21 protein-coding genes are annotated in these 19,742 nt (G+C 65.5%); 7 read left to right on the top strand and 14 right to left on the bottom strand.

What is annotated here, in order from left to right; translation table 11 throughout:
• Positions 1-5 precede the first annotated feature (5 nt).
• From WKH79_RS06470 to hisG, 7 genes are all read right to left on the bottom strand, one after another.
• A complete protein-coding gene (locus WKH79_RS06470) occupies positions 6-884 on the bottom strand; it encodes a cupin-like domain-containing protein (protein WP_341859967.1) in 879 nt (292 codons plus the stop codon).
• On the bottom strand, positions 881-2,086 hold the full coding sequence (locus tag WKH79_RS06465; protein WP_341859966.1) for a GNAT family N-acetyltransferase: 1,206 nt from the start codon (positions 2,084-2,086) through the stop codon (positions 881-883). Before WKH79_RS06465 ends, WKH79_RS06470 begins: the two co-directional genes overlap by 4 nt.
• Positions 2,087-2,204: 118 nt before the next feature.
• A complete protein-coding gene (locus WKH79_RS06460; RefSeq protein WP_341859965.1) occupies positions 2,205-4,361 on the bottom strand; it encodes a sodium-translocating pyrophosphatase in 2,157 nt (718 codons plus the stop codon).
• A 149-nt stretch (positions 4,362-4,510) separates the two neighbouring features.
• Entirely contained in the window at positions 4,511-5,335 is an 825-nt protein-coding gene (thiL, locus tag WKH79_RS06455; protein WP_341860096.1) for a thiamine-phosphate kinase, read from the bottom strand.
• Between the two features lie 32 nt (positions 5,336-5,367).
• On the bottom strand, positions 5,368-5,820 hold the full coding sequence (gene nusB, locus WKH79_RS06450; protein ID WP_050599356.1) for a transcription antitermination factor NusB: 453 nt from the start codon (positions 5,818-5,820) through the stop codon (positions 5,368-5,370).
• A complete protein-coding gene (gene hisD, locus WKH79_RS06445; protein ID WP_341859964.1) occupies positions 5,817-7,106 on the bottom strand; it encodes a histidinol dehydrogenase in 1,290 nt (429 codons plus the stop codon). Before hisD ends, nusB begins: the two co-directional genes overlap by 4 nt.
• Entirely contained in the window at positions 7,106-7,762 is a 657-nt protein-coding gene (hisG, locus tag WKH79_RS06440) for an ATP phosphoribosyltransferase (RefSeq protein WP_063506448.1), read from the bottom strand. The genes hisD and hisG overlap by 1 nt, the downstream gene beginning before the upstream one ends.
• A gap of 36 nt (positions 7,763-7,798) precedes the next feature.
• Here hisG and WKH79_RS06435 point away from each other — a divergent pair, with 36 nt between their 5' ends.
• Positions 7,799-8,890: a DUF2332 domain-containing protein gene (locus tag WKH79_RS06435; RefSeq protein ID WP_341859963.1), complete on the top strand. Its 1,092-nt coding sequence runs from the start codon at positions 7,799-7,801 to the stop codon at positions 8,888-8,890.
• Here the strand turns inward: WKH79_RS06435 and WKH79_RS06430 are convergent, their stop codons facing one another.
• Genes WKH79_RS06430 through WKH79_RS06415 form a run of 4 tightly spaced genes read right to left on the bottom strand, consistent with a single transcriptional unit; the run spans position 8,891 to position 11,800 of the window.
• Positions 8,891-9,793 (bottom strand): alpha/beta hydrolase, encoded by a 903-nt coding sequence (locus WKH79_RS06430; RefSeq protein WP_341860095.1) that lies wholly within the window; start codon positions 9,791-9,793, stop codon positions 8,891-8,893. It lies immediately after the preceding gene.
• 2 nt (positions 9,794-9,795) lie between these two features.
• The gene (locus tag WKH79_RS06425) at positions 9,796-10,611 is read right to left on the bottom strand and encodes an SDR family NAD(P)-dependent oxidoreductase (RefSeq protein WP_341859962.1); all 816 of its coding nucleotides are present in this window, start codon (positions 10,609-10,611) and stop codon (positions 9,796-9,798) included.
• Between the two features lie 12 nt (positions 10,612-10,623).
• A complete protein-coding gene (locus WKH79_RS06420; protein ID WP_341859961.1) occupies positions 10,624-11,514 on the bottom strand; it encodes a pirin family protein in 891 nt (296 codons plus the stop codon).
• Between the two features lie 13 nt (positions 11,515-11,527).
• Positions 11,528-11,800 (bottom strand): BolA family protein, encoded by a 273-nt coding sequence (locus WKH79_RS06415; protein ID WP_228135184.1) that lies wholly within the window; start codon positions 11,798-11,800, stop codon positions 11,528-11,530.
• Positions 11,801-11,859: 59 nt separating this feature from the next.
• Between WKH79_RS06415 and WKH79_RS06410 the strand changes: the two genes are divergently transcribed.
• Positions 11,860-12,465: a J domain-containing protein gene (locus WKH79_RS06410; RefSeq protein WP_050599350.1), complete on the top strand. Its 606-nt coding sequence runs from the start codon at positions 11,860-11,862 to the stop codon at positions 12,463-12,465.
• A gap of 31 nt (positions 12,466-12,496) precedes the next feature.
• Here WKH79_RS06410 and WKH79_RS06405 read toward each other — a convergent pair whose 3' ends face one another.
• The gene (locus WKH79_RS06405) at positions 12,497-13,342 is read right to left on the bottom strand and encodes an oxygenase MpaB family protein (RefSeq protein WP_341859960.1); all 846 of its coding nucleotides are present in this window, start codon (positions 13,340-13,342) and stop codon (positions 12,497-12,499) included.
• A gap of 107 nt (positions 13,343-13,449) precedes the next feature.
• Between WKH79_RS06405 and WKH79_RS06400 the strand changes: the two genes are divergently transcribed.
• On the top strand, positions 13,450-14,445 hold the full coding sequence (locus WKH79_RS06400; RefSeq protein ID WP_341859959.1) for an AAA family ATPase: 996 nt from the start codon (positions 13,450-13,452) through the stop codon (positions 14,443-14,445).
• A 60-nt stretch (positions 14,446-14,505) separates the two neighbouring features.
• Positions 14,506-16,704: a transglycosylase domain-containing protein gene (locus WKH79_RS06395; RefSeq protein ID WP_341859958.1), complete on the top strand. Its 2,199-nt coding sequence runs from the start codon at positions 14,506-14,508 to the stop codon at positions 16,702-16,704.
• Here the strand turns inward: WKH79_RS06395 and WKH79_RS06390 are convergent.
• Together WKH79_RS06390 and WKH79_RS06385 are read right to left on the bottom strand one after the other, a co-directional pair.
• Entirely contained in the window at positions 16,701-17,114 is a 414-nt protein-coding gene (locus WKH79_RS06390; RefSeq protein WP_341859957.1) for a PaaI family thioesterase, read from the bottom strand. The two genes, WKH79_RS06395 and WKH79_RS06390, sit on opposite strands and share 4 nt — an antisense overlap.
• 1 nt (position 17,115) lies before the next feature.
• Complete coding sequence (locus WKH79_RS06385; RefSeq protein ID WP_341859956.1) at positions 17,116-17,562, bottom strand: PaaI family thioesterase; 447 nt, start codon at positions 17,560-17,562, stop codon at positions 17,116-17,118.
• A 132-nt stretch (positions 17,563-17,694) separates the two neighbouring features.
• On the opposite strand from WKH79_RS06385, the gene WKH79_RS06380 reads away from it, so the two are divergent.
• From WKH79_RS06380 to WKH79_RS06370, 3 genes are read left to right on the top strand one after another with little or no spacing between them, the layout of a single operon-like run.
• Positions 17,695-17,847, top strand: a complete 153-nt coding sequence (locus WKH79_RS06380) for a hypothetical protein (protein ID WP_156488935.1) — start codon at positions 17,695-17,697, stop codon at positions 17,845-17,847.
• A 12-nt stretch (positions 17,848-17,859) separates the two neighbouring features.
• Positions 17,860-18,831, top strand: a complete 972-nt coding sequence (locus tag WKH79_RS06375) for a hypothetical protein (protein ID WP_341859955.1) — start codon at positions 17,860-17,862, stop codon at positions 18,829-18,831.
• On the top strand, positions 18,819-19,715 hold the full coding sequence (locus WKH79_RS06370) for a transposase (protein WP_341859954.1): 897 nt from the start codon (positions 18,819-18,821) through the stop codon (positions 19,713-19,715). Before WKH79_RS06375 ends, WKH79_RS06370 begins: the two co-directional genes overlap by 13 nt.
• Positions 19,716-19,742 lie beyond the last annotated feature (27 nt).

The raw sequence follows: 19,742 nt of genomic DNA, 5'->3' as shown, positions 1-19,742 counted from the left end.
ACGTATCAGTTCGGATTACCGAAAACCCTGCGCCAGGCGCGAAAGGCCAGCGACTTTGCACGATTGCGCGCCGGCCAGCGTCCGGGCGCGGCGGGCCGATAGCCGGTTTTGCGGACAAGGCCGTTGAAGCAGCGCGCGCCGGCCTCGTCATAGCTCCATTGGCTGCGCCAGGTGATCGAGAGGGAGAGCGAGGGTTCGGATCCGTTGCGGACGAAATGCGGTGCCATGACCGGCACGTACACCGCCTCGCCCGGCTCGAGCGCGAAGGGCGTGCCGTCTGCAAGCAAGGCATCGTCCCACGGCAGCTCGCGCGGCCCGCCGAGGTGATAGCTTTCGTGGACACGATCGGGTGCAAAGCGGGCATCGCCGGCGGGGAACTGCGTCATGACCTTGGTCCCGCGAAGCTGCAGCAGGATATTGTGTTCGGGATCGAAGTGATACGGCGTCACGGCGTTGGGGCTCGAGACGAAGATGAACCCCTGGGGAGTCAGCAATTCGCCCGTGGTTGATTCTATTGCGGGGCGCAATTCGTCGAGCAGCCCCATGAGCAGCGCCTGGTATTCGGGCTGCTGCTCGATGTTCTTGAGTACCGCCCAGCTGCGGCAGGTGGCAATGTTGCGGATGGTATCTCCGATTGTGAGGCCGGTGGCGCCGGGTTTGCCGTCGACCCCGATCGGCAGGTCCCCACGATTGTATTCGACCGAGCTGCCCGGCAATGCTTCGCCCAATTGTGCCAGCGAATCGAGCGACAGCCGGAAATCGGCTTCGAGCTCGTGACGCAGGACATGCGGCGTTTCCGGATAGGCGCGGGCGAAGGCCGCCAAAGATTGCGCGGGAAAGACCCGGTGGTGCGAAAGAGATGGCGTGCCGTCATGCCTAGTCATTTGCGGTTCCTGCCCCGGTGCAATTCAAGCGCGGTCAGCGCGCGTCCGATGCCGCGGCGCAGACTGCCGCCAATGGGGATCGACAGTTTGACGATTTCGCGCCGGTCGGGCCAGATCTGGCCGATCATCGGGTGGTCGGGTGCTGCGCAGCTGTCCGACAGTGTTACGCCCCTGCGTTCGAGAATCGCGAGATTTTCGACCTGTAGCAGCATGCCGGGGGAAAGTTTTGCCAGGCTTTCATCGAATGTGGTCTTGAACCCGAAGGCGTGGGGCTCGCAGATGAAACTGCTGAGCATGGCGACCGGCCGTCCGTCTAGGTGGAAGGCCAGCCGCTGCAGTTTTCCCAGACGGGCTGCCGCCGTCATGCTTTCGCGGAACACGGCCTCGGTATTCGGCGCGCTGGAGATCGCCGAGCCCTGGGCGCCTTTCCAGCCCGCCTGTTCGAGTTCGAGAAACTGGTCGATCCAGCTGCCAAGTCCGTTGTCATCGTCGTGGCGCGTCAGCACCAACTCGCCGAGTTCTTCCAGCCGCCGCCGCTTGCGGTTCAATTCCTTGCGGCGCTTCTTGTCGAGCGCCAAGCGCAAATGGTCTTGCGGGGATCGTCCGCTGTGCAGCACGGCGCGCTCGATCGTTTCGACGATGCGCAGGCCGCGATCCGGTTTTCCGGCGATATCACGCAGCGCCGCAAAGGCAGCGCCATCCGCCGGGATTCCGGAAAGGTGGAAGAACAGGCTGCCGTGCGCGTGACGATCGCACCAGTCGAGCATGTGCTGCCAGAATGACGCGCAATGATCGGCCATGACCAGGGGTTCGCCGCTGAAGGCGTTGGAATGCAGCCAGTTGGCGAGATGCGGAAGAGGCCTGCCGTGATAGTCGCGGTCGCGCAGCATGGGCATCAGCCCGACCAGTTCCCCGTTTACGACATGGGTGGCGAGCATGACCTCGCCCTTTGGGTCGAACTGGCGCAGCGATGGCAGCAGAAACCATGCTTCGTTAAAGGGATTGGGGGTCGCGCTGGCAAGCGCAAGGCGATGCCATTTTTCGATGAAACCGGCGTTATCCGCATCGCGCCATGACGCGACCGAGAACCCTTCGCTCAGGCCGGCCATGCCGCTGCGCGTGCTGGTGCCCTGTAAGCGGGCCTCGTGCTCGCCGCCGGGACCGAGCCGGTTGCTGGTCGTGAGTTCATCGATATGCGCCACTGCATTCCCCATCGGGCGACAAGCATAGGAAAAAAGCGCTTAAACTGGGTTAATGCGTCGAAAAGGACGGTGGCGGCACGTCTGTCCATGCCACCACCGCCTTCACCCGGACGCGTCGTCAGCCGCCCGCAAGCGCGGCAAGCAGCAAGAGCGCCACGATATTGGTGATCTTGATCATCGGGTTGACCGCCGGACCGGCGGTGTCCTTGTAGGGATCGCCGACCGTATCGCCGGTAACTGCGGCCTTGTGGGCTTCGCTGCCCTTACCGCCGTGATGGCCGTCCTCGATATACTTCTTCGCATTGTCCCATGCGCCGCCACCGGCGGTCATCGAGAGCGCGACGAAGATCCCGCCGATAATCACGCCGAGGAGCAAAGCCCCGAGCGCAGCAAAGGCGTTTTCCTGACCGGCGAGGAAGTAGATCGCGTAATAGATCACGATGGGAGCCAGGACCGGCAGCATCGAGGGTACGATCATTTCCTTGATCGCGGCCTTGGTGACGAGATCGACGGTGCGTGCATAGTCGGGCTTGCTGGTGCCCGCCATGATCCCCGGATCGCCCGCGAACTGTTCGCGCACGTCCTTGACCACATCGCCCGCAGCGCGGCCGACCGCGGTCATGCCCATCGCACCGAACAGGTACGGGAGCAGTGCGCCCAGCAGCAGACCGACGATCACGTATGGGTTCTCGAGGCTGAAATCGACGTCCGCATCGGGGAAGAACTCCGCGAGGTCGGTCGTATAGGCCGCGAACAGCACCAGTGCGCCCAGACCTGCCGAACCGATGGCATAGCCCTTGGTCACCGCCTTGGTGGTATTGCCCACTGCATCGAGCAGATCGGTCTTCTCGCGCACGCTGTCGTCGAGACCGGCCATTTCGGCGATCCCGCCGGCATTGTCGGTCACCGGACCATAGGCATCGAGCGCGACGACCATTCCCGCCAGCGCCAGCATGGCCGTTGCGGCATAGGCGATGCCCATGAGCCCGGCGAGCTGGAAGGTAGCGATGATCCCCGCGACGATAACGATCGTCGGCAGCGCGGTCGATTCAAGGCTGATAGCCAGTCCCTGGATCACATTGGTGCCGTGTCCGGTCTCGGAAGCCTTTGCGATCGACCTTACCGGGCGAAACCCGGTCCCGGTGTAATACTCGGTGATCCAGATGATGAGGCCGGTGATAACCAGCCCGATGACCGAACACCAGAACAGGTCCCAGCCGCTGAACGAGCGGACCTGTTCGGCAGTGCCTTCTTCGGCCAGCGGCGCCCCGGGGTCGATCCCGGCGATACTGCCGCCGATTTCGGTACCCATGCCGCCGAGAACCTGGCTCATGACCAGCCAGATCAGCGGGATTGCGAGAACGGCGGTGACGATGAAACCCTTGTACATCGCGCCCATCACATTGGTGCTGTTCTTGCCCAGCTTCACGAAATAGGTGCCGATGATGCTGGTCACGATGCAAGCCCCGCCGATGAGCAGCGGCAGCGCCATCATCGGCAGCAGCAGATCGCCCAGCGTTTCACCGAACAGCAGCGCGGTCAGCACCATGGTGGCCCCGACCGTGACGACATAGGTTTCGAACAGATCGGCAGCCATGCCCGCGCAGTCGCCGACATTGTCACCGACATTGTCGGCGATGACCGCAGGGTTGCGCGGATCGTCCTCGGGGATCCCGGCTTCGACCTTGCCGACCAGATCGGCGCCGACATCGGCGGCCTTGGTGAAGATCCCGCCGCCAAGACGCGCGAAAATCGATATCAGCGAGGCGCCGAAGGCCAGGCCGACCAGCCCGTCGATCACTTCGCGGCTGTTGGGCGCGTATCCGCCGGGGCCGACGAGGTACCAGAAGAACACCGCAATCGCGAGCAGGGCGAGGCCTGCCACCAGCATGCCGGTGATCGCACCCGCACGGAAGGCCAGCGTCAGGCCTTGCTGGAGCCCGCTTTGCGCGGCAGCGGCGGTACGCACGTTGGCGCGCACCGAAATGTTCATGCCGATGAAGCCGGCGACACCCGACAGGATCGCCCCGATCACGAAGCCGACCGCCGGCACGATGCCGAGGAAGGCGAAGACCAGCACCGCTACCGCGATGCCGACCACGCTGATCGTCGTATATTGGCGTTTCAGATAGGCCTGTGCGCCTTCCTGGATTGCGCCGGCGATTTCCTGCATTCGTTCGTTGCCGGCGCCTGCGCCAAGCACCTGGCGGCTGGTCACGAAGCCGTACACGACGGCCAGCAGTCCCAGCAGTATTGCTATGAGAACTAGGTCCACGAAATTTCCCCCTCCCGCTATGTTTATATCTTTCTGCGCTCCGGCGCGGGAAACGCCGAGGCTTAGCGAAGGTATAAGCGGCATCCGTTACGTGACAAGGTGGAATTACGTAGCAATATTTCGCCGCGCACGGCCCTGCGCGCAAGCAATCAGTGGCGGTAGCCAAGCCCTTCGGCATCGGGGAAGATCTTTCCGTCCAGCGATAGTCCGGTGGGGCCACCGGTCACCGTCCCGACACGTGCAGCGGCAACGGGAAGGGCAGCATCGGCGGGCGCGGTAAACAGCAATTGGTAGTCGTCGCCCCATCGCATGCATTCCCCCGCCTTCTGCGGATCGGCCACCGGGACCTGCGCGCTGTCGAGCGCCAGTTCGACGCCGCTGGCATGCGCGAGGCGCCAGGCGTCGAGCAGCAAGCCGTCGGAGACATCCATCATCGCCGTTACATGCGGGGCCAGCGCGATTCCTTCGGCCACCAGCGGGCGCGGGCGGCGATAGGCGAGGTCTGCGCGGCTGCCGCTGGCGCGGTCGCCGAGGCCGAGCATGGCATAGCCGAGCGTGCCGGTAACGAACACCGCATCGCCTGCCCGCGCGCCGCGGCGGCCGGGCGCGGGCGTATGTATTGCCTTGCCGACCGCGGTGCATCCCCAGACCCTGCGGCCTTCGGCGCGCACGGTATCGCCGCCCAGCAGCGCCACGTCGTATTCGCCGAGGATTTCACGCAAGCCCTCGATAAAGCGCGCGTCGGAATCGCCCAGCATATGCGACACCAGCACACCGAGGGGCCGTGCACCCTTGGCTGCCAGATCGGACAGGTTCACTGCGACGAGCTTCCATGCAACGTCGGCAAGGTCCTCGTCCGCGCGGACGTGGACGCCCTCGACCAGCGTGTCGTGGGTGAGGACCAGCTGCTGGCCGCCGACATTCAGAACTGCGGCATCATCCTCGAGACCGCGTGCGGCGGGGGTGTCCGCCAGCGCCTTGAGCGCGGCGACGAACGCGCTTTCGTTCAGCGTCCGGCCTCGGTCGCCACGGCGTCGAGGATGCCGTTGACGAATTTTGCCTCGCGATCGTCGAAAAATGCCTTGGCGACATCGACATATTCACTGATCGAGCTGGCCTTGGGGACATCTTGCCGGGCGATCAGTTCGTAAGTGCCCGCACGCAGGATCTGCAGCATGGTCTTGTCAAGCCGCGCCAGCGTCCAGCCCTGCGCCAGCCGCGCGGTCAGCTTGTCGTCGATCTCCGCGCGGCGCGCATCCACGCCCGTGACGAGGTCGTCGAAGAAATCGACGTCGGCTTCGGCATATTCCTCGTCTTCGATCACGCGGCCGAGCCGGTGCTGGTGGAACTCGTTCAGCAGCCTGGTCACGGCGGTGCCTTCCATATGCTGCTGGTAGAGCGCCTGCACGGCGCCGAGGCGGGCCGCGCTGCGGGCCTGGGACTTCGAATTCTGGTTCATTTCAATCTCGTGGAAATCGACAGCGCGTGCGCGGGAAGCCCCTCGGCCTCCGCCAGCCTGACCGCGGCCGGACCGATCGCGGCCAGCGCGGCTTCGGAGGCGTCGATGAAGCTGGTGCGCTTCATGAAGTCGAGCACCGACAGGCCGCTGGCAAAGCGCGCGCGGCGCCCGGTGGGAAGGACGTGGTTCGGGCCGGCGATATAGTCGCCCACCGCTTCGGGCGTGTGCCGACCGAGGAAGACGCTGCCGGCATGGCGCATCCGGTCGAACAGGCCCTGCGGTTCGTCGACCATCAGCTCGACATGCTCCGCTGCCAGACGGTCCGATAGGGCAGGTGCCTCATCGAGACTGCCAACCACCACGATCAAGCCATGTGTGTCCCAGCTGGCCTTGGCCGTCTTGCCGGTGGGCAGCTTCATCAACGCGAGGTCGACTGCGTCCTCGACCTGCCGAGCCAGCGCGTCGCTGTCGGTAATCAGGATCGACTGGCTGGTCGGGTCGTGCTCGGCCTGGCTCAGCAGGTCGGCGGCGATCCATTCGGGATTGTTGTTGCCATCGGCGATGACGAGAATCTCGCTGGGCCCGGCGACCATGTCGATGCCGACCACGCCGTAGAGCTGGCGTTTCGCTTCGGCGACCCAGGCATTGCCCGGCCCGGCGATGACATCGACCTTGCCGATCCGGTCGGTGCCATAGGCCAGCGCGGCCACTGCCTGCGCCCCGCCGACCCGCCAGATTTCATCCACGCCCGCGATATGGGCAGCGGCGAGAACCAGCGCGTTGGTCTCGCCGCCCGGCGTAGGCGTGGTGACGACCAGTCGCTCCGCGCCTGCGACTTTCGCGGGGATCGCGTTCATCAGCAGCGACGAGGGATAGGATGCGCGTCCGCCGGGGACATACAGCCCGGCGGCTTCGACCGCGTTCCAACGCGCACCGAGCCGCATGCCGATATCGTCGGTATAGTCGCGGTTTTCGGGAAGCTGGCCCTCATGATATGCGCGGATGCGGCTGGCCGCGGTTTCCAGCGCATCGCGCAAGTCGGGGTCGAGCGCATCATAGGCTTCGCGGCAGGCGGCCAGCGGTATGCACCAGTCATCGTCTTGCGCCAGCCGGTGGCTGTCGAAGCGCGCAGTGTATTCGGCCAGCGCGGCATCGCCGCGTTCGCGCACTTCGTTGATCATCGAGGCGACATCGCGCCCGACTTGCGTATCGCTTTCCCGGCGATCGCGGACGATCCGGGCAAAAGCGCTTTCGAACCCGGCGTCGGCGGTTTTCAGGAATTGCATCAGGCGGCCTCGCGCTGTGCCGCGTCGGCGCGGAAGGCTTCGACCAGCGCGGCCACGCGCGGATCGGTCTTCAGCGCGGCACGGTTGACGATGAGGCGCGCCGAAATGTCGAGGATACGGCTGGTTTCGACCAGGCCGTTTTCGCGCAGCGTCGTGCCGGTGGAGACCAGATCGACGATCCGCCCGGCAAGGCCGAGTGCGGGCGCGATTTCCATCGCCCCATTCAGCTTTACGCATTCGGCCTGGATGCCCTGCCGTTCGAAATGGCGGCGGGTGAGGTTGGGGTATTTGGTCGCGACGCGCAGGTGGCTGGCACCGTCGATGCTTTCCGCGCCTTCTACCGGCTCGGCCACCGCAAGATGGCAGTGCCCGAAGTCGAGATCGACGGGCGCGTAAAGGTCCGCATAGTCGAATTCCTCGATCACGTCCGAACCGACAATACCCATCTGCGCTGCGCCATGGGCCACGAAAGTCGCGACGTCGAAGGCGCGCACGCGGATCAGGCGCATGTCATTGCGCGTGGTCGCGAAGGTCAGCGAGCGGTTCGCCTTGTCGTGGAAAGCGTCTTCGGGCACGACCCCGGCACGCGCCATTACTGGCAGCGCTTCGTCAAGGATACGGCCCTTTGGAACGGCGAAGGTGAGGCATTCGTTCATTGGATGCGCAAATAGGCAGCGAGGGTGCAAAGGGCAATGGCGATCGACAAGGCAAAATATGTCGTGACCACGCCGGGGGCCACCGGCCCGGCGGCGGTGGCACGCGCTTTCGAAAACCAGGTGGCCTATTGCCGCGACAACCGCGCGGGGGTCACCGCGCTGGTCTGCCAGGCGGTTGGCGACCTGCTCGATACGGACCGCGGCGGCGCCTTCATGCGCCGGGTGCGCCGCTGGGCCGGTCCGCCGCTGCCCGATGCACTGCCTCTACGGGTAGCGGGGGGACTGCACGCCCTGCATCAGAGCGGGGAAGAGCCGGGCCTGTCGCCGATCTACGAAGGACTGGGCCCGAACAATGCCGCCGAACTCGTCGCTGCGGCGATCGAACGGCACGAAGCCTTCCTGATGCCGTGGCTCGACGGCCCGCCCCAGACCAACGAAGCCGGCCGGTCGGCCAGTTTCGCGGCAGCATTCCTGTGGCTGGTGGAACAGGGGCTTCCCGGCCATTTCGACCTGCTCGAGATCGGCTCCAGCGCGGGCGTCAATTTGATGATGCGGCGATATCGTTATGACCTCGGCGGCGTCTGCGTTGGGCCCAAGAATGCGCGCATGCGGATTGCGCCCGAATGGCGCGGCGCGTCCCCGCCGGACCAGGGGTTCGACATCGTCGGTGCGCAGGGCTGCGACGTGTCGCCGATCGACCTGACCGACGAAGTGCAGGTCGCGCGCCTGAAGGCCTATATCTGGCCCGAATTTACCGACCGCTTCGCCCGATTGGAGACGGCGATCGCGGCGGCGCACACCTTCCCGCCGGAGATCGAGCGCCGGCGGGCGGTCGATTTCCTCCGCGATCGGCTGGAACGTCCGCAGGAACGAGGGACTACGCGGGTGCTGATGCATTCGGTGGTCTGGCAATACATTCCGCGCGACGAACGCGACCAGATCGTCGAATTGATGGAAGCCGCGGGGCAGCGCGCGGACTCCGAGACGCCGCTCGCCTGGGTCAGCCTGGAGGCCAACCGCGATACGCACCGGCATGAGCTGACCGCCAGCTACTGGCCCGCCGGCGATCTGAGGCGCAATCTTGCCACCGCCCATCCGCATGGCGCATGGATCGAATGGAAGGGCTGATCAGCTGGTTCGGCCAAGGAACGCGTCGGCCGCCGCATTGAACGCTTCGGGTGCTTCCCATTGAACGAAGTGTCCGCAATCGGGGACCTGCACCACTTCAGGGTCGGCAACCATCTGGTCGAGACCGTCCAGATTGGCGGAAGGCAGCGCTTCGTCGTCCATCGCCCAGATCACCAGCGTGGGTATCGCCAAGGTCGGCAGCGGGTGGGGCTGGTAATCTTCGGGCAGTGCGTAGGGTGCATCGGGCGGCGGAACCGTCATCGGGCTGGCGCGGTAATAGTTCAGCATTCCGAATGCTGCATCGGGATCGGACCAGTCCTTCAGCATGGCCGCGGCTTCGTCCTCTTCGACGCGCGCCATCACCTGTCCTTCGAACGCCTTCATCAGCAGTGGCGCGAGCCCATGCTCGCGCACTAGGGCATCATTCGCCGGATCGCGGAAGGTCGTGAAGTACTGGCTCGCCTCGCGCTGCTGGCGATTGGTGTAGAGGAGCTTGGGAAACAGCACCGGATGCGGCGCATTGGCAATGATCGCGCGCGTGACGCGGCCGTTCGCCATGCCGCCATAGGCCACGCCCCAGGCGATCGCGCCGCCCCAGTCGTGACCGACGATGGTGAAAGTCTCGACCCCCAGCGCATCGGCGAGCAGGAACACATCGCCCACCAGCTTGTCGGGCGTAAAGGCTTCCACCTCCTGCGGCTTGGACGACCCGCGATAGCCGCGCTGGTCGGGCGCGATGCAGCGAAACCGGTCGGAGAAATGCGGGATCTGGTTGCGCCAGGTGCGGTGGCTTTCGGGAAAGCCGTGCAGGAAGATCAGCACGGGCGCATCGCGCGGACCTTCGTCCACCACATTGAGTTCGATGCCGTTCGCCAGCACCACGCGCTTCTGCTGCAGCGGCATGCTCAACTGTCCGCCTTCATCTTGTCCATATATCCGGCCGCGACCATGCCCGCGACCTGGTCGAGCAATTGATCGGGTGTCCGGCGCAGTTCGCCCATCGCCTCTTCCACGCCTTCGGCGACGATGATCTCGCGCTGGTTGGCCTCTACCGCGTCGACGATCCGTTTGGCGGCTTCGTCCGGGGCAATGCCGTTATCGATCACCTTGTCGCTGCGCCCGCGCTTGCTGCCATCGGCAGTAAGCGCATTGCGGCTGACATCGGTGGCGACCGATCCCGGGCACACGACATGCACCGAAACCCCCTGCTGCGACAGCTCGGCCCGAAGCGCGTCGGCATAACCGATGAGCCCGAACTTGGCCGCGCAATAGGCGGTGCGCATCGGCACGCCGACTTTGCCGGCGATCGAGCTGATGAACAAGAGCGTGCCGCTCCGCCGCGCGACCAAATGGGGCAGCAGCGCCTGCGTCGCGGCAATCTGCGCGGTGAGGTCGATGTCGATGATCTCGCGGTATACCGCCATGTCGGTATCGACCGCCGCACTGCGCTGCGAAATACCTGCATTGGCGATAAAGATGTCCACGCCGCCGTGCCAGTCGATCGCCTGCTGCGTTGCGGCTTTCATCGCGGCCTCGTCGCGCACGTCGAAGGGCAGGATCAGCGTTTCGCCGTCTATCCCGTCGGCAACCTGCGTCAGCCGCGCCTCGTCGCGGCCCGACAGGATGATCCGCGCGCCGCGTGCCGCCCATTCATGCGCGAGTGCGGCGCCAATGCCGCTGCTCGCGCCCGTGATCCAGGCGGTCTTGCCTTCGAAACTCATCATTCTCCCCCCTCAAGGATAGGTTACGGTCTTCGGCGCGCCTTCGGGGAGCGGGATCCGTTCCTCCTCGTCACCCGGGACCTTGTCGAAGCGCTGTTCGCGCCAGTCTTCCTTGGCCTGTTCGATCCGGTCGCGGCTCGAACTGACGAAATTCCACCAGGCATGGCGCTCGGTTGCAAATGCCTCGCCGCCGAGCAGCATGACCCGGGCGCCGCCCTTGCTTGCCAGCGTCATATCGCGTCCAGGCTGAAGCACGGCGAGCTCGAATTCCTTCAGCGCGTGGCCATCGACGCTCGCGTCGCCGCCGACCAGCATGACCGCGCGTTCGTCGGCGTCGTCTTCGAGCGGGATCGCGCCGCCTGCGCCCAGCACGATTTCGGCATAGATCGTCGCTGCGTGAGTGGTCGTCGGCGCGCGCTCGCCCCACAATTCGCCCATGATGACGATGGCCGTTGCGCGCCCGTCCTCGATCACCGGCAGGTCGGTAATCGCTTCAAAGGCGGGCTCGATTTCCTCGCGCCCGTCGGGCAGCGCCAGCCAGGTCTGCATGCCGTACAGTTTCGGTCCGCCCCTGCGTTCCGCATCGGGTGAGCGTTCCGAATGCACGATGCCGCGCCCGGCGGTCATCAGATTGACCTGTCCAGGGCGGATGGTCGAAAACGTGCCGAGGCTGTCGCGGTGGTCGATCGCGCCTTCGAACAGCCAGGTCACCGTGGCAAGGTTGATGTGCGGGTGCGGGCGGACATCCATGCCCGCGCCAAGATCGAGCTGCGCGGGGCCGAACTGGTCGACAAAGATGAATGGCCCGACCATGCTGCGCTGGCGCGCGGGCAGCACGCGGCGGACCGTAAACTGGCCGAGATCGTGCGTAGTCGGGACAAGGACCTGGTCGATCTGGCTCATAGTCGCGAACCTCCTAGCTGGTTGGGGCCGAGGCCTGGATGGCCAGCGCGTGGACGCGTTCGCCAGGGATGTCGCCAAGCGCCCGGTTCACCATCCGCTGGCGTTCGAGTCGGCTCTGGTCGGCAAAGGCGGCGGCTTCGATCACTACGGTGAAATGCGATTCGCCGCTGCCATCGTCGCCCGAATGGCCCGCATGCTTCGCGCTGTCGTTGATTACCTCGAGCCGGGTCGGCGCGAAGGCCGCGGTCAATAGGCGCTCCATTTCCTGCTGCACGGATCCTGTCACGGGTAGGTTTCTCCTCTCGGGGGTTTTCTTAGCGCAATTCGCTCCCCATCCTAGAACGAATGCGCCAGACAAAGTTTCACGGACAATACGCAGGCACCGGCCGGGTCTGCGCCCACCCCACATGCGAGGAGCCCGGCGAGTTCCGCGCACCCAGCGGGCAGAGCCATGGTTTCGATGGCCCGGCCGAATGGCGCTGGCTGTGTCTCGATCACGTGCGCGAATTCAATGCGGGCTATGACTGGTTCGAGGGCATGAGCGCCGAGGAAATCTTCGCCGCGCAGGCTCCCGGCGCGGGCTGGCGCACCGAAAGCCCCAGTTTCCGTCCGACCGGCGGGGTCGACGGCATGCCGCGCTGGTCCGACTTCACCGATCCACTCGACGCGATCTCCGCGCGCGCCAGCGGTATAAAGAGCCGGGCGCGCCGCGAAGCCGAGATGGCGATGGACGGCCGCTTCAGCACGGCCGAGGCCAAGGCGCTTGAAACCATGGGGCTGGGCCTCGAAGTCGATCTGCGCGGTCTGCGCCGCCGTTATTCCGAACTCGTGCGTCGCTACCACCCCGACCGCAACGGCGGCGATCGCCAGCACGAAGCCCGCCTCAACCGCGTGGTCGAAGCCTACCAGCTGCTGCGCAAATCGGGCGCGTTCGTCTCGGGTGCGAAGTAGGCTTGCCGGCCAGTCGGATGGCGGGCAGCGATCAGGTCTGGCGAAACGCCCAGCGCAGCGTCTTTCCCATGCCCCAGGTCGCCGCGCGCGCGGGGATCGCCGCCAGCCCGGGCCGTTCGAGACCGAGCATCGAGCGCGCGAACGGCGGCAGCAGCGCCACCGCTTCGGCGCCGAGCAGCGTCTGGACCGCGGGCGGGGCGCCCTTGGGGCGCTGGCTGAGCACCAGATCGGCGACCTCGCGCGCCTCGGGCGATGCGGCCAGGTCGCTGCGCAATTCGCGGAAGATCGCCTCGGCTTCGGCGCGGCTCGTCGGCACCGGGTCGGCGCCCAGAGCCACCGCAATCACGGCGAACTGGCGATAGTATTCGTCCTGTTCGGCGCCCGGCATATTGGGCCGCACATGGCGCAGATAGGCGGCGAGGAAGCTGGTCGCTTCGGCCACATGCACCCATGCCAGCACGCGCGGATCGCTGGCGGAATAGGGCGATCCGTCGGGCAATGTCCCGCCGACTGCGGCGTGGATGCGGTTGACGCGGTCGATCGCCGCCTGCGCATCGTCCCGGTGGCCGAAGGTCGTCACCGCGATGAACCGTGCAGTCCGGCGCAGCCGCCCGTGCATGTCGCTGCGAAAGTTCGAATGGTCGAGCACGCCCTGCAGTGCATGCGGATGCAGCATCTGCAGCAGCAGGCCGCGGATCCCGCCGACCATCATCGCCACGATATCGGCATGGACCATCCGGATCGGCGTGTCCCTGGCGAACAGCGCCTCGTCCGAAGGCGGGACCGGCTGCTGCCCGCTCTCCACGTCGTTGAACACGCCGCGCACCTGCTCGACGAGCTTGAGGCGCAGGCGTTCGGACAAGGGGATCGACGGCATCGGCGCGACTATGCGGCCGCTTGCAAGGGGAGTCGAGTGGTGCTTGGGCCGGGGTGCAATTTCGTTGCTTGCAGCTACCTATCCATCCCGCTACCCCGCCACACGCGATGAACGATATGACCGACAAGAGCTTCGACGCTTCCGCCAAGACCGTGCTTCCCGCGCCCGACACCACCGTCGACGTGCGCGAAACCTTCGGGATCGATATCGACTGGCAGGTGCCCGCCTTCTCCAAGCCGGACGAGCGCACGCCCGACCTCGACGAATCCTACGTGTTCGACCCGGACACGACGCTGGCGATTCTCGCAGGCTTTGCGCACGACCGCCGCGTGATGGTGCAGGGCTATCACGGCACGGGCAAGTCGACGCATATCGAACAGGTTGCCGCGCGGCTCAACTGGCCGTGCATCCGTATCAACCTCGATGCGCATATCAGCCGGATCGACCTTGTCGGGCGCGACGCGATCGTGCTGCGCGACGGATTGCAGGTCACCGAATTTCGCGAAGGCTTGCTGCCGTGGGCGCTGCAGCACCCGGTGGCGTTGGTGTTCGACGAATATGACGCGGGCCGGCCCGATGTGATGTTCGTGATCCAGCGCGTGCTCGAACAGCAGGGCAAGCTGACGCTGCTCGACCAGAACCGCGTGATCCGGCCCGATGCCAATTTCCGCCTGTTCGCCACCGCCAACACGGTCGGGCTGGGCGATACCTCGGGCCTTTATCACGGCACGCAGCAGATCAACCAGGGCCAGATGGACCGTTGGAACATCGTTGTCGGCCTCAACTACCTGCCCGCCGAAACCGAGCAGAGAATCGTCGAGGCGAAGAACCCCGATATCGATCCCAAGATCCTCGCCGACATGATCAAGGTCGCCGATCTGTCGCGGCAGGGCTTCATCAATGGCGATATCTCCACGGTGATGAGCCCGCGTACGGTCATCACCTGGGCGCAGAACTACGCCATCTTCAAGGATGTCGGCTTCTCCTTCCGCCTGTCTTTCCTCAACAAATGCGATGAGGAAGAGCGCATGCTGGTGGCCGAATACTACCAGCGCGTGTTCGGCGACGACCTGCCCGAGAGCGTGGTTGGAAAATCTGCGTAAAGCGGGGTTAATCCGCGCTCCCCTATCCATCGCTGTATTGTTAAGTTAATACAGCAGGCGATGGGCATATTCGATTCCTTCCGGCGCAAGCCCGGGCCGCTGCCCGATCCACCGGGGCATCGTGGATATTACGCGACGCATGATGCGCTCGATTACGACGATTGGGACAGCCGGCTCGATCGGCTCGACAGCGCGCTGGATGCCGAAGAAAAGAAGCGCACGCACTGGTGGCAGCGCGAGCACTGGACTGGCCGGCGCAAGCGCTGGTGGGCGCTGCGCATCCTCGCTGCCATCCTTGCCCTGTTCATCGTGCTCGCCGGGTGGCTCGCAATCACCGCGCCGCTGTCCAAGTCGCTCGAGCCGATCGCGGCCCCGCAGATCACGCTGCTCGCGGCGGACGGGACGCCGATCGCGCGCAACGGGGCGATCACCGACGAACCGGTCACCGTATCGGCACTTCCGCCGCATGTGATCGAGGCGTTCCTGGCGACCGAGGACCGGCGGTTCTATTCGCACTGGGGTGTCGATCCGCGCGGTATCGCACGCGCGGCGCTGACGGGCACCGGCGGTGGCAGCACGATCACCCAGCAATTGGCGAAATTCACTTTCCTGACCCCTGAACGCACGTTGACGCGGAAGGCGCGCGAGGCGTTGATTGCCTTCTGGCTCGAAGGCTGGCTGACCAAGGATGAGATCCTCGGCCGCTACCTGTCCAACGCCTATTTCGGCGACAATGTGTACGGGCTGCGTGCGGCCAGCCTGCACTATTTCTACCGCAAGCCGGAAAACCTCAAACCCAACCAGGCTGCGATGCTCGCGGGTCTGCTTCAGGCGCCCAGCGCCTATGCCCCGACAAGGCATTACGATCGCGCCGAACGGCGCATGCGGATCGTCGTGCAATCGATGGTCGACGCCGGCTATCTGACCGCGGCGGAAGCGCGCGCGATGAAGCCGCCCGCGCTCGACGTGCGGACGCGCAACGACTTGCCCACCGGGACCTATTTCGCCGACTGGGCGCTCCCCGAGGCGCGCGCGCTGACCGAGCAGGGCTATGCGCGCCAGACGTTGACCACGACGCTCGACAGCCGCCTGCAGAACATCGCCCGGCAGGTGACCGCTGCTGCCCCGCTGGGCGAAGCGCAGGTCGCGCTGGTGGCGATGCGCCGCAATGGCGAGGTGGTGGCGATGATCGGCGGCAAGGATTACGCGAAATCCCCGTTCAACCGGGTGACGCAGGCCAAGCGACAGCCGGGCTCGACCTTCAAGCTGTTCGTCTATCTGGCAGCGCTGCGCGCCGGGTGGGATCCCGACGACAGGATCGCCAACACCGAGATTGCCGAAGGCAGTTACCGCCCGCAGAATGCGCGTGGAAGCTATTCGGAGAGCCTCACGCTGGAGCAGGCCTTTGCGCAGTCGAGCAATGTCGCTGCGGTGCGGTTGCTGGGCGAAGTCGGCAGCGAGAAGGTCATCGCCACCGCACGCGATCTGGGCGTCACCTCGCCGCTGGCGAAGGGCGACCCAAGCCTGGCGTTGGGCACTTCGACGATGACGTTGCTCGAACTCACCTCCGCCTATGCCGGGGTGGCCGCCAATGCACTGCCTGTCGAACCGCATGCCTTTGCACGCGAGGAACGCGGCTTCTTCGAAAACCTGTGGGACGGCCCCTCGAGCCTGTCATCCTCGACGCAGTCGGACATGGAACAGATGCTGCGTTCGGCGATCAATTCGGGCACCGGCCGGGCGGCGATGCTGCGCGGCCCCAATTTCGGCAAGACCGGAACCACGCAGAACAACCGCGATGCGGTGTTCGTCGGCTATGCGGGCGATCTGGTGGTCGGCGTATGGATCGGCAATGACGACAATTCGCCGCTTGCAGGCGCGATCAGCGGTGGCGGCCTGCCCGCGCGCATCTGGCGCGACTTCATGAACCGGGCGCTGAACGCCGCTCCCGCGCAAAGCCAGCCGGCCCCGCGAGAACAGACCGATCCGGGCGGACCGATCGAACCGCTCGACGTGCCGGACCTGGGCGACATTCCGCTCGGCGACGGCAATTCGCGGCTGCGCATCCGTGATGGCGAAGCCATTCTCTCGACCGAGATTGACGGCATACCCGTCGACATCAGCATCGGCGACCAAGGTGTCGCAGTGGATGAAGCGGCGATCGAGGAAGCGCGGCGACGGGCGGACGAACGTCGCTACGAAGCCATTCGCGAACGGCGCGACGAGCGGCTTCGCGAGCTGGAGGATGCGCGCAACTAGCTGGCAGGCTCGGCCATCAGGACGTTCATCACAGCGGTTGCTATCGGACGGCTGCGATCGTCCTGCCACGCCTCGACGGTGAGGTTCGCGCTGCGCCTACCCAGCTTGGTGATGCGCCCCGCAGCATAGCTCGTCCGGCTTTTCCCGGCAGCGAGATACTGCACGGTGATATTGATGGGTTTTAGAATCGCCGCGCGCTGTTGCCGTGCGAGCTCTGCGCGTAGCACGGCATAGCCCGCGGTTTCGAGCAGGCCGCCGGTCGCGCCGCCGTGGTAGTGATCGGGCCGGCCCTCGACCAATTCGTCGAACGGCACCGACAGGATCGGGATGCCGTCTTCCAAGCTTTCCAGCGCGATACCGAGCGAACGGGCATAGGGCGTCAGCGCATCGATGTCGGAAATGTCGGCCATGTCAGAGCCTCGCCGTCGATGCGATCTTCATGAAGACCGCCTGGATATGCGCCACCGGGTCGCCGGCATCGCCATCATGCGCGAGGCCCCGTACGAAAGCCGCGCTGCGCGTGAGGCGATAGCATTGCGACCGCCCGAATACGCTCGCCCCCTCGCGCGCGGGGCGCACGTAATCGACGCGCAGGTCGAGCGTTGCGATCGCCGAAAATTCGTCCATCGCGCGCCAGATCGCCATGCCGCTGGCCATGTCCATCAGGCTGAGGATCGGGCCCGATGCGAGCACGCGCCGGCCTTCTTCGCCCAGCAGGTCTTCGCGCCAGGGCAGTTCGAGTTCGACCCAATCGTCGCCATGGTCGGAATATTGCAGCCCCAGCCATCCGGGATGGCCGCGTCCCGTGAAGAAGGACGTCGCCTTGGACGGATCGAATTTTCGCGGCTGTTCGCTCATCTTGCGCTGCGATAGCCGGGCCGCTGGCGGTCTTACAATCTTTTAATTTCAACCGCTCACCGCAATGCGCCAGCTTCCGGTCCTGCAGATCGGGTGATCCTCACACGGTCCGCTGCATGGATGGAGACACGCATGGAATTTCCCAAGATCGACCTCGAAAGCCTGCCCGAACTCGACACCGCAATGGGGGTTTTCGGAAGCATTCCCGCATCGGGCGGAGGCGATACGGTCGTCAGCGTGATGATCTATCTCTTCGATCACATGATGGTCGATATGCTGCTCTAAGGGGGTGGGGGGATGCTGGTCGATCCGCGGATTGCCGGGCTGCGTGCCGACGATGGGATGCAGCAGGTCATGCGCCAGGCAGCTACGCGTGCGGTCCGGCGGTGCCGCAGCGACGAAGCCGTTCGCAGCGTCTTGGCGGCGCTCGACCGTTATGCGGCTGGCGATGGCTTGGCGGATTGCCCTGCGCTTGCGGACGCGCTCGCCAGCGAGCGGGCAGCCCGCGCATTCCTGCGCCCGTATATCGCGCAATTGTCCGCGCTGCAGCGCCGTTTCCCGCTGGTCGAACTGGGCATGCGGCACCAGTCGGCGCGGGGCTACCATTCGCTCGAACTGGCGAGGCGGGGGCAGGTGACGCTTGGCTTGGCGGTGCACGAATGCGCGCCGGAGGCGGGACGCTGCGATGTTGCGGCTTTCCCCGATGCCGAGCGGCACGAGCTGGTGATCGGCGGGAAAGCCGAAGTCGAACTGCTGGAAATCCGCTCGGAGAACGGATCGCACGCTAGGATCGGGCGCACCGCAAAACGCGCCGCATCCGGTGCACGGATGATACTCGCGGGCCATCGGCAGGCGCGGATCCTGCGCCATGTGCACCGCCCGCTGGTCATGCTGCGGCTGGTAAGGACTGCGGCGAGGCCGCTTCCGACGCGCCAGTTCGCCATTTCCACCGGCAAGCTGCTGCACAGTGCGCATGGTGATCGCAGCGAGAGCCGACAGGAGCTGATGTTCGCGCTGCTGGGCCGGATGCGCCGCGCAGATGCCGCACTGGCGCTTGCGCAGGCGACGCTGGCGGGAAGCCCCCATCTGCGCTGGCAGGCGCTGCGCGAATGCCTCGCGCTCGACAGCGCCCTTGGCCTGGTCGCGCTCGAGCGGATGGCAGCGGAACGCGCGGACCCGCTGTTCGGTCCCGCGTCGAGCTTGCGAGCGCAGCTGGCTGCGGCCTATCCTCAGCTGGACAGGAAGGGGCACGCCGTATGCCCCGCGTGATTGCGGATACGCAGGACAGCGCGGCCACGCTCGAAGAAACGGTCGAGGCAGTGGCGCAGGGGTTCGATCCGCAGGATGAATCCAGCCTGCTCGATGCTGCCGCCAGGCTGGAACGGCTGGGCAACAACCGCAATTTTCTCGGCGATCTGCTGATTGCGCAATTGCGGGAGGTGTATCGCGATACGCTAGCAGAGGCCGCCTATGGCCCGCAGGTGATCGTCCTGTCGGCGCCGAGCGGGGGAAGCTTCCTTCGCGCCAATATCTGGCCGGGGGAAGGCGAAAGCTGCTTCCGCGCGAGCGGGGCCGGCAGCTTCGATTATGGCACCGCGCACGACCACAATTTCGATTTCCTCACCATGGGCTATTTCGGCCCGGGCTATCGCAGCGAATATTTCGAGATCGACTATCGCGAGATCGCCGGCTGGAGGGGCGAACGCGCTGCGCTGCGGTTCGTCGAATCCAGCACGCTGCATGAAGGGCGGCTGCTCCATTACCGCGCCCACCGCGATGTGCATGCGCAATATCCGCCCGAGACGACTTCGGTGTCGCTCAATCTGATGCATATGCATGCGGGGCAGGGCTGGTATGACCAATATGGTTTCGATCTGCAGCGGCACCGCGTGACGGGGGTTCTCAATCCCGGTGCCAGCGAGACATTCCTGCGCTGCGCCGTCGCGCTGGGCGAGGACGAAGCGCTCGACCTGGCGCAGCAGTTCGGCCGCCATCATCCCAGCGGCCGCATGCGGCTCGCCTGTTTCGAGGCGCGAGCGGCGCGCATGGCGGACGACAACCACCGCGATGCGCTTTGGCGCGAGGCAGAGGCGGCAGGCAATCTGATGGTCGCGCAGGAAGCCCGCCAGCAGCGCGCCGCGCTCGAACCGTGAACCGGCGGCCGTGCCTGTGCCGAACGG

The sequence above is a fragment of the Qipengyuania sp. GPGPB31 genome (genome assembly GCF_038396345.1).
Lineage (GTDB): Bacteria > Pseudomonadota > Alphaproteobacteria > Sphingomonadales > Sphingomonadaceae > Qipengyuania > Qipengyuania citrea.
The sequence above is the reverse complement of the archived record's forward strand: the minus strand, read 5'-3'. Positions and strand labels throughout refer to the sequence as shown.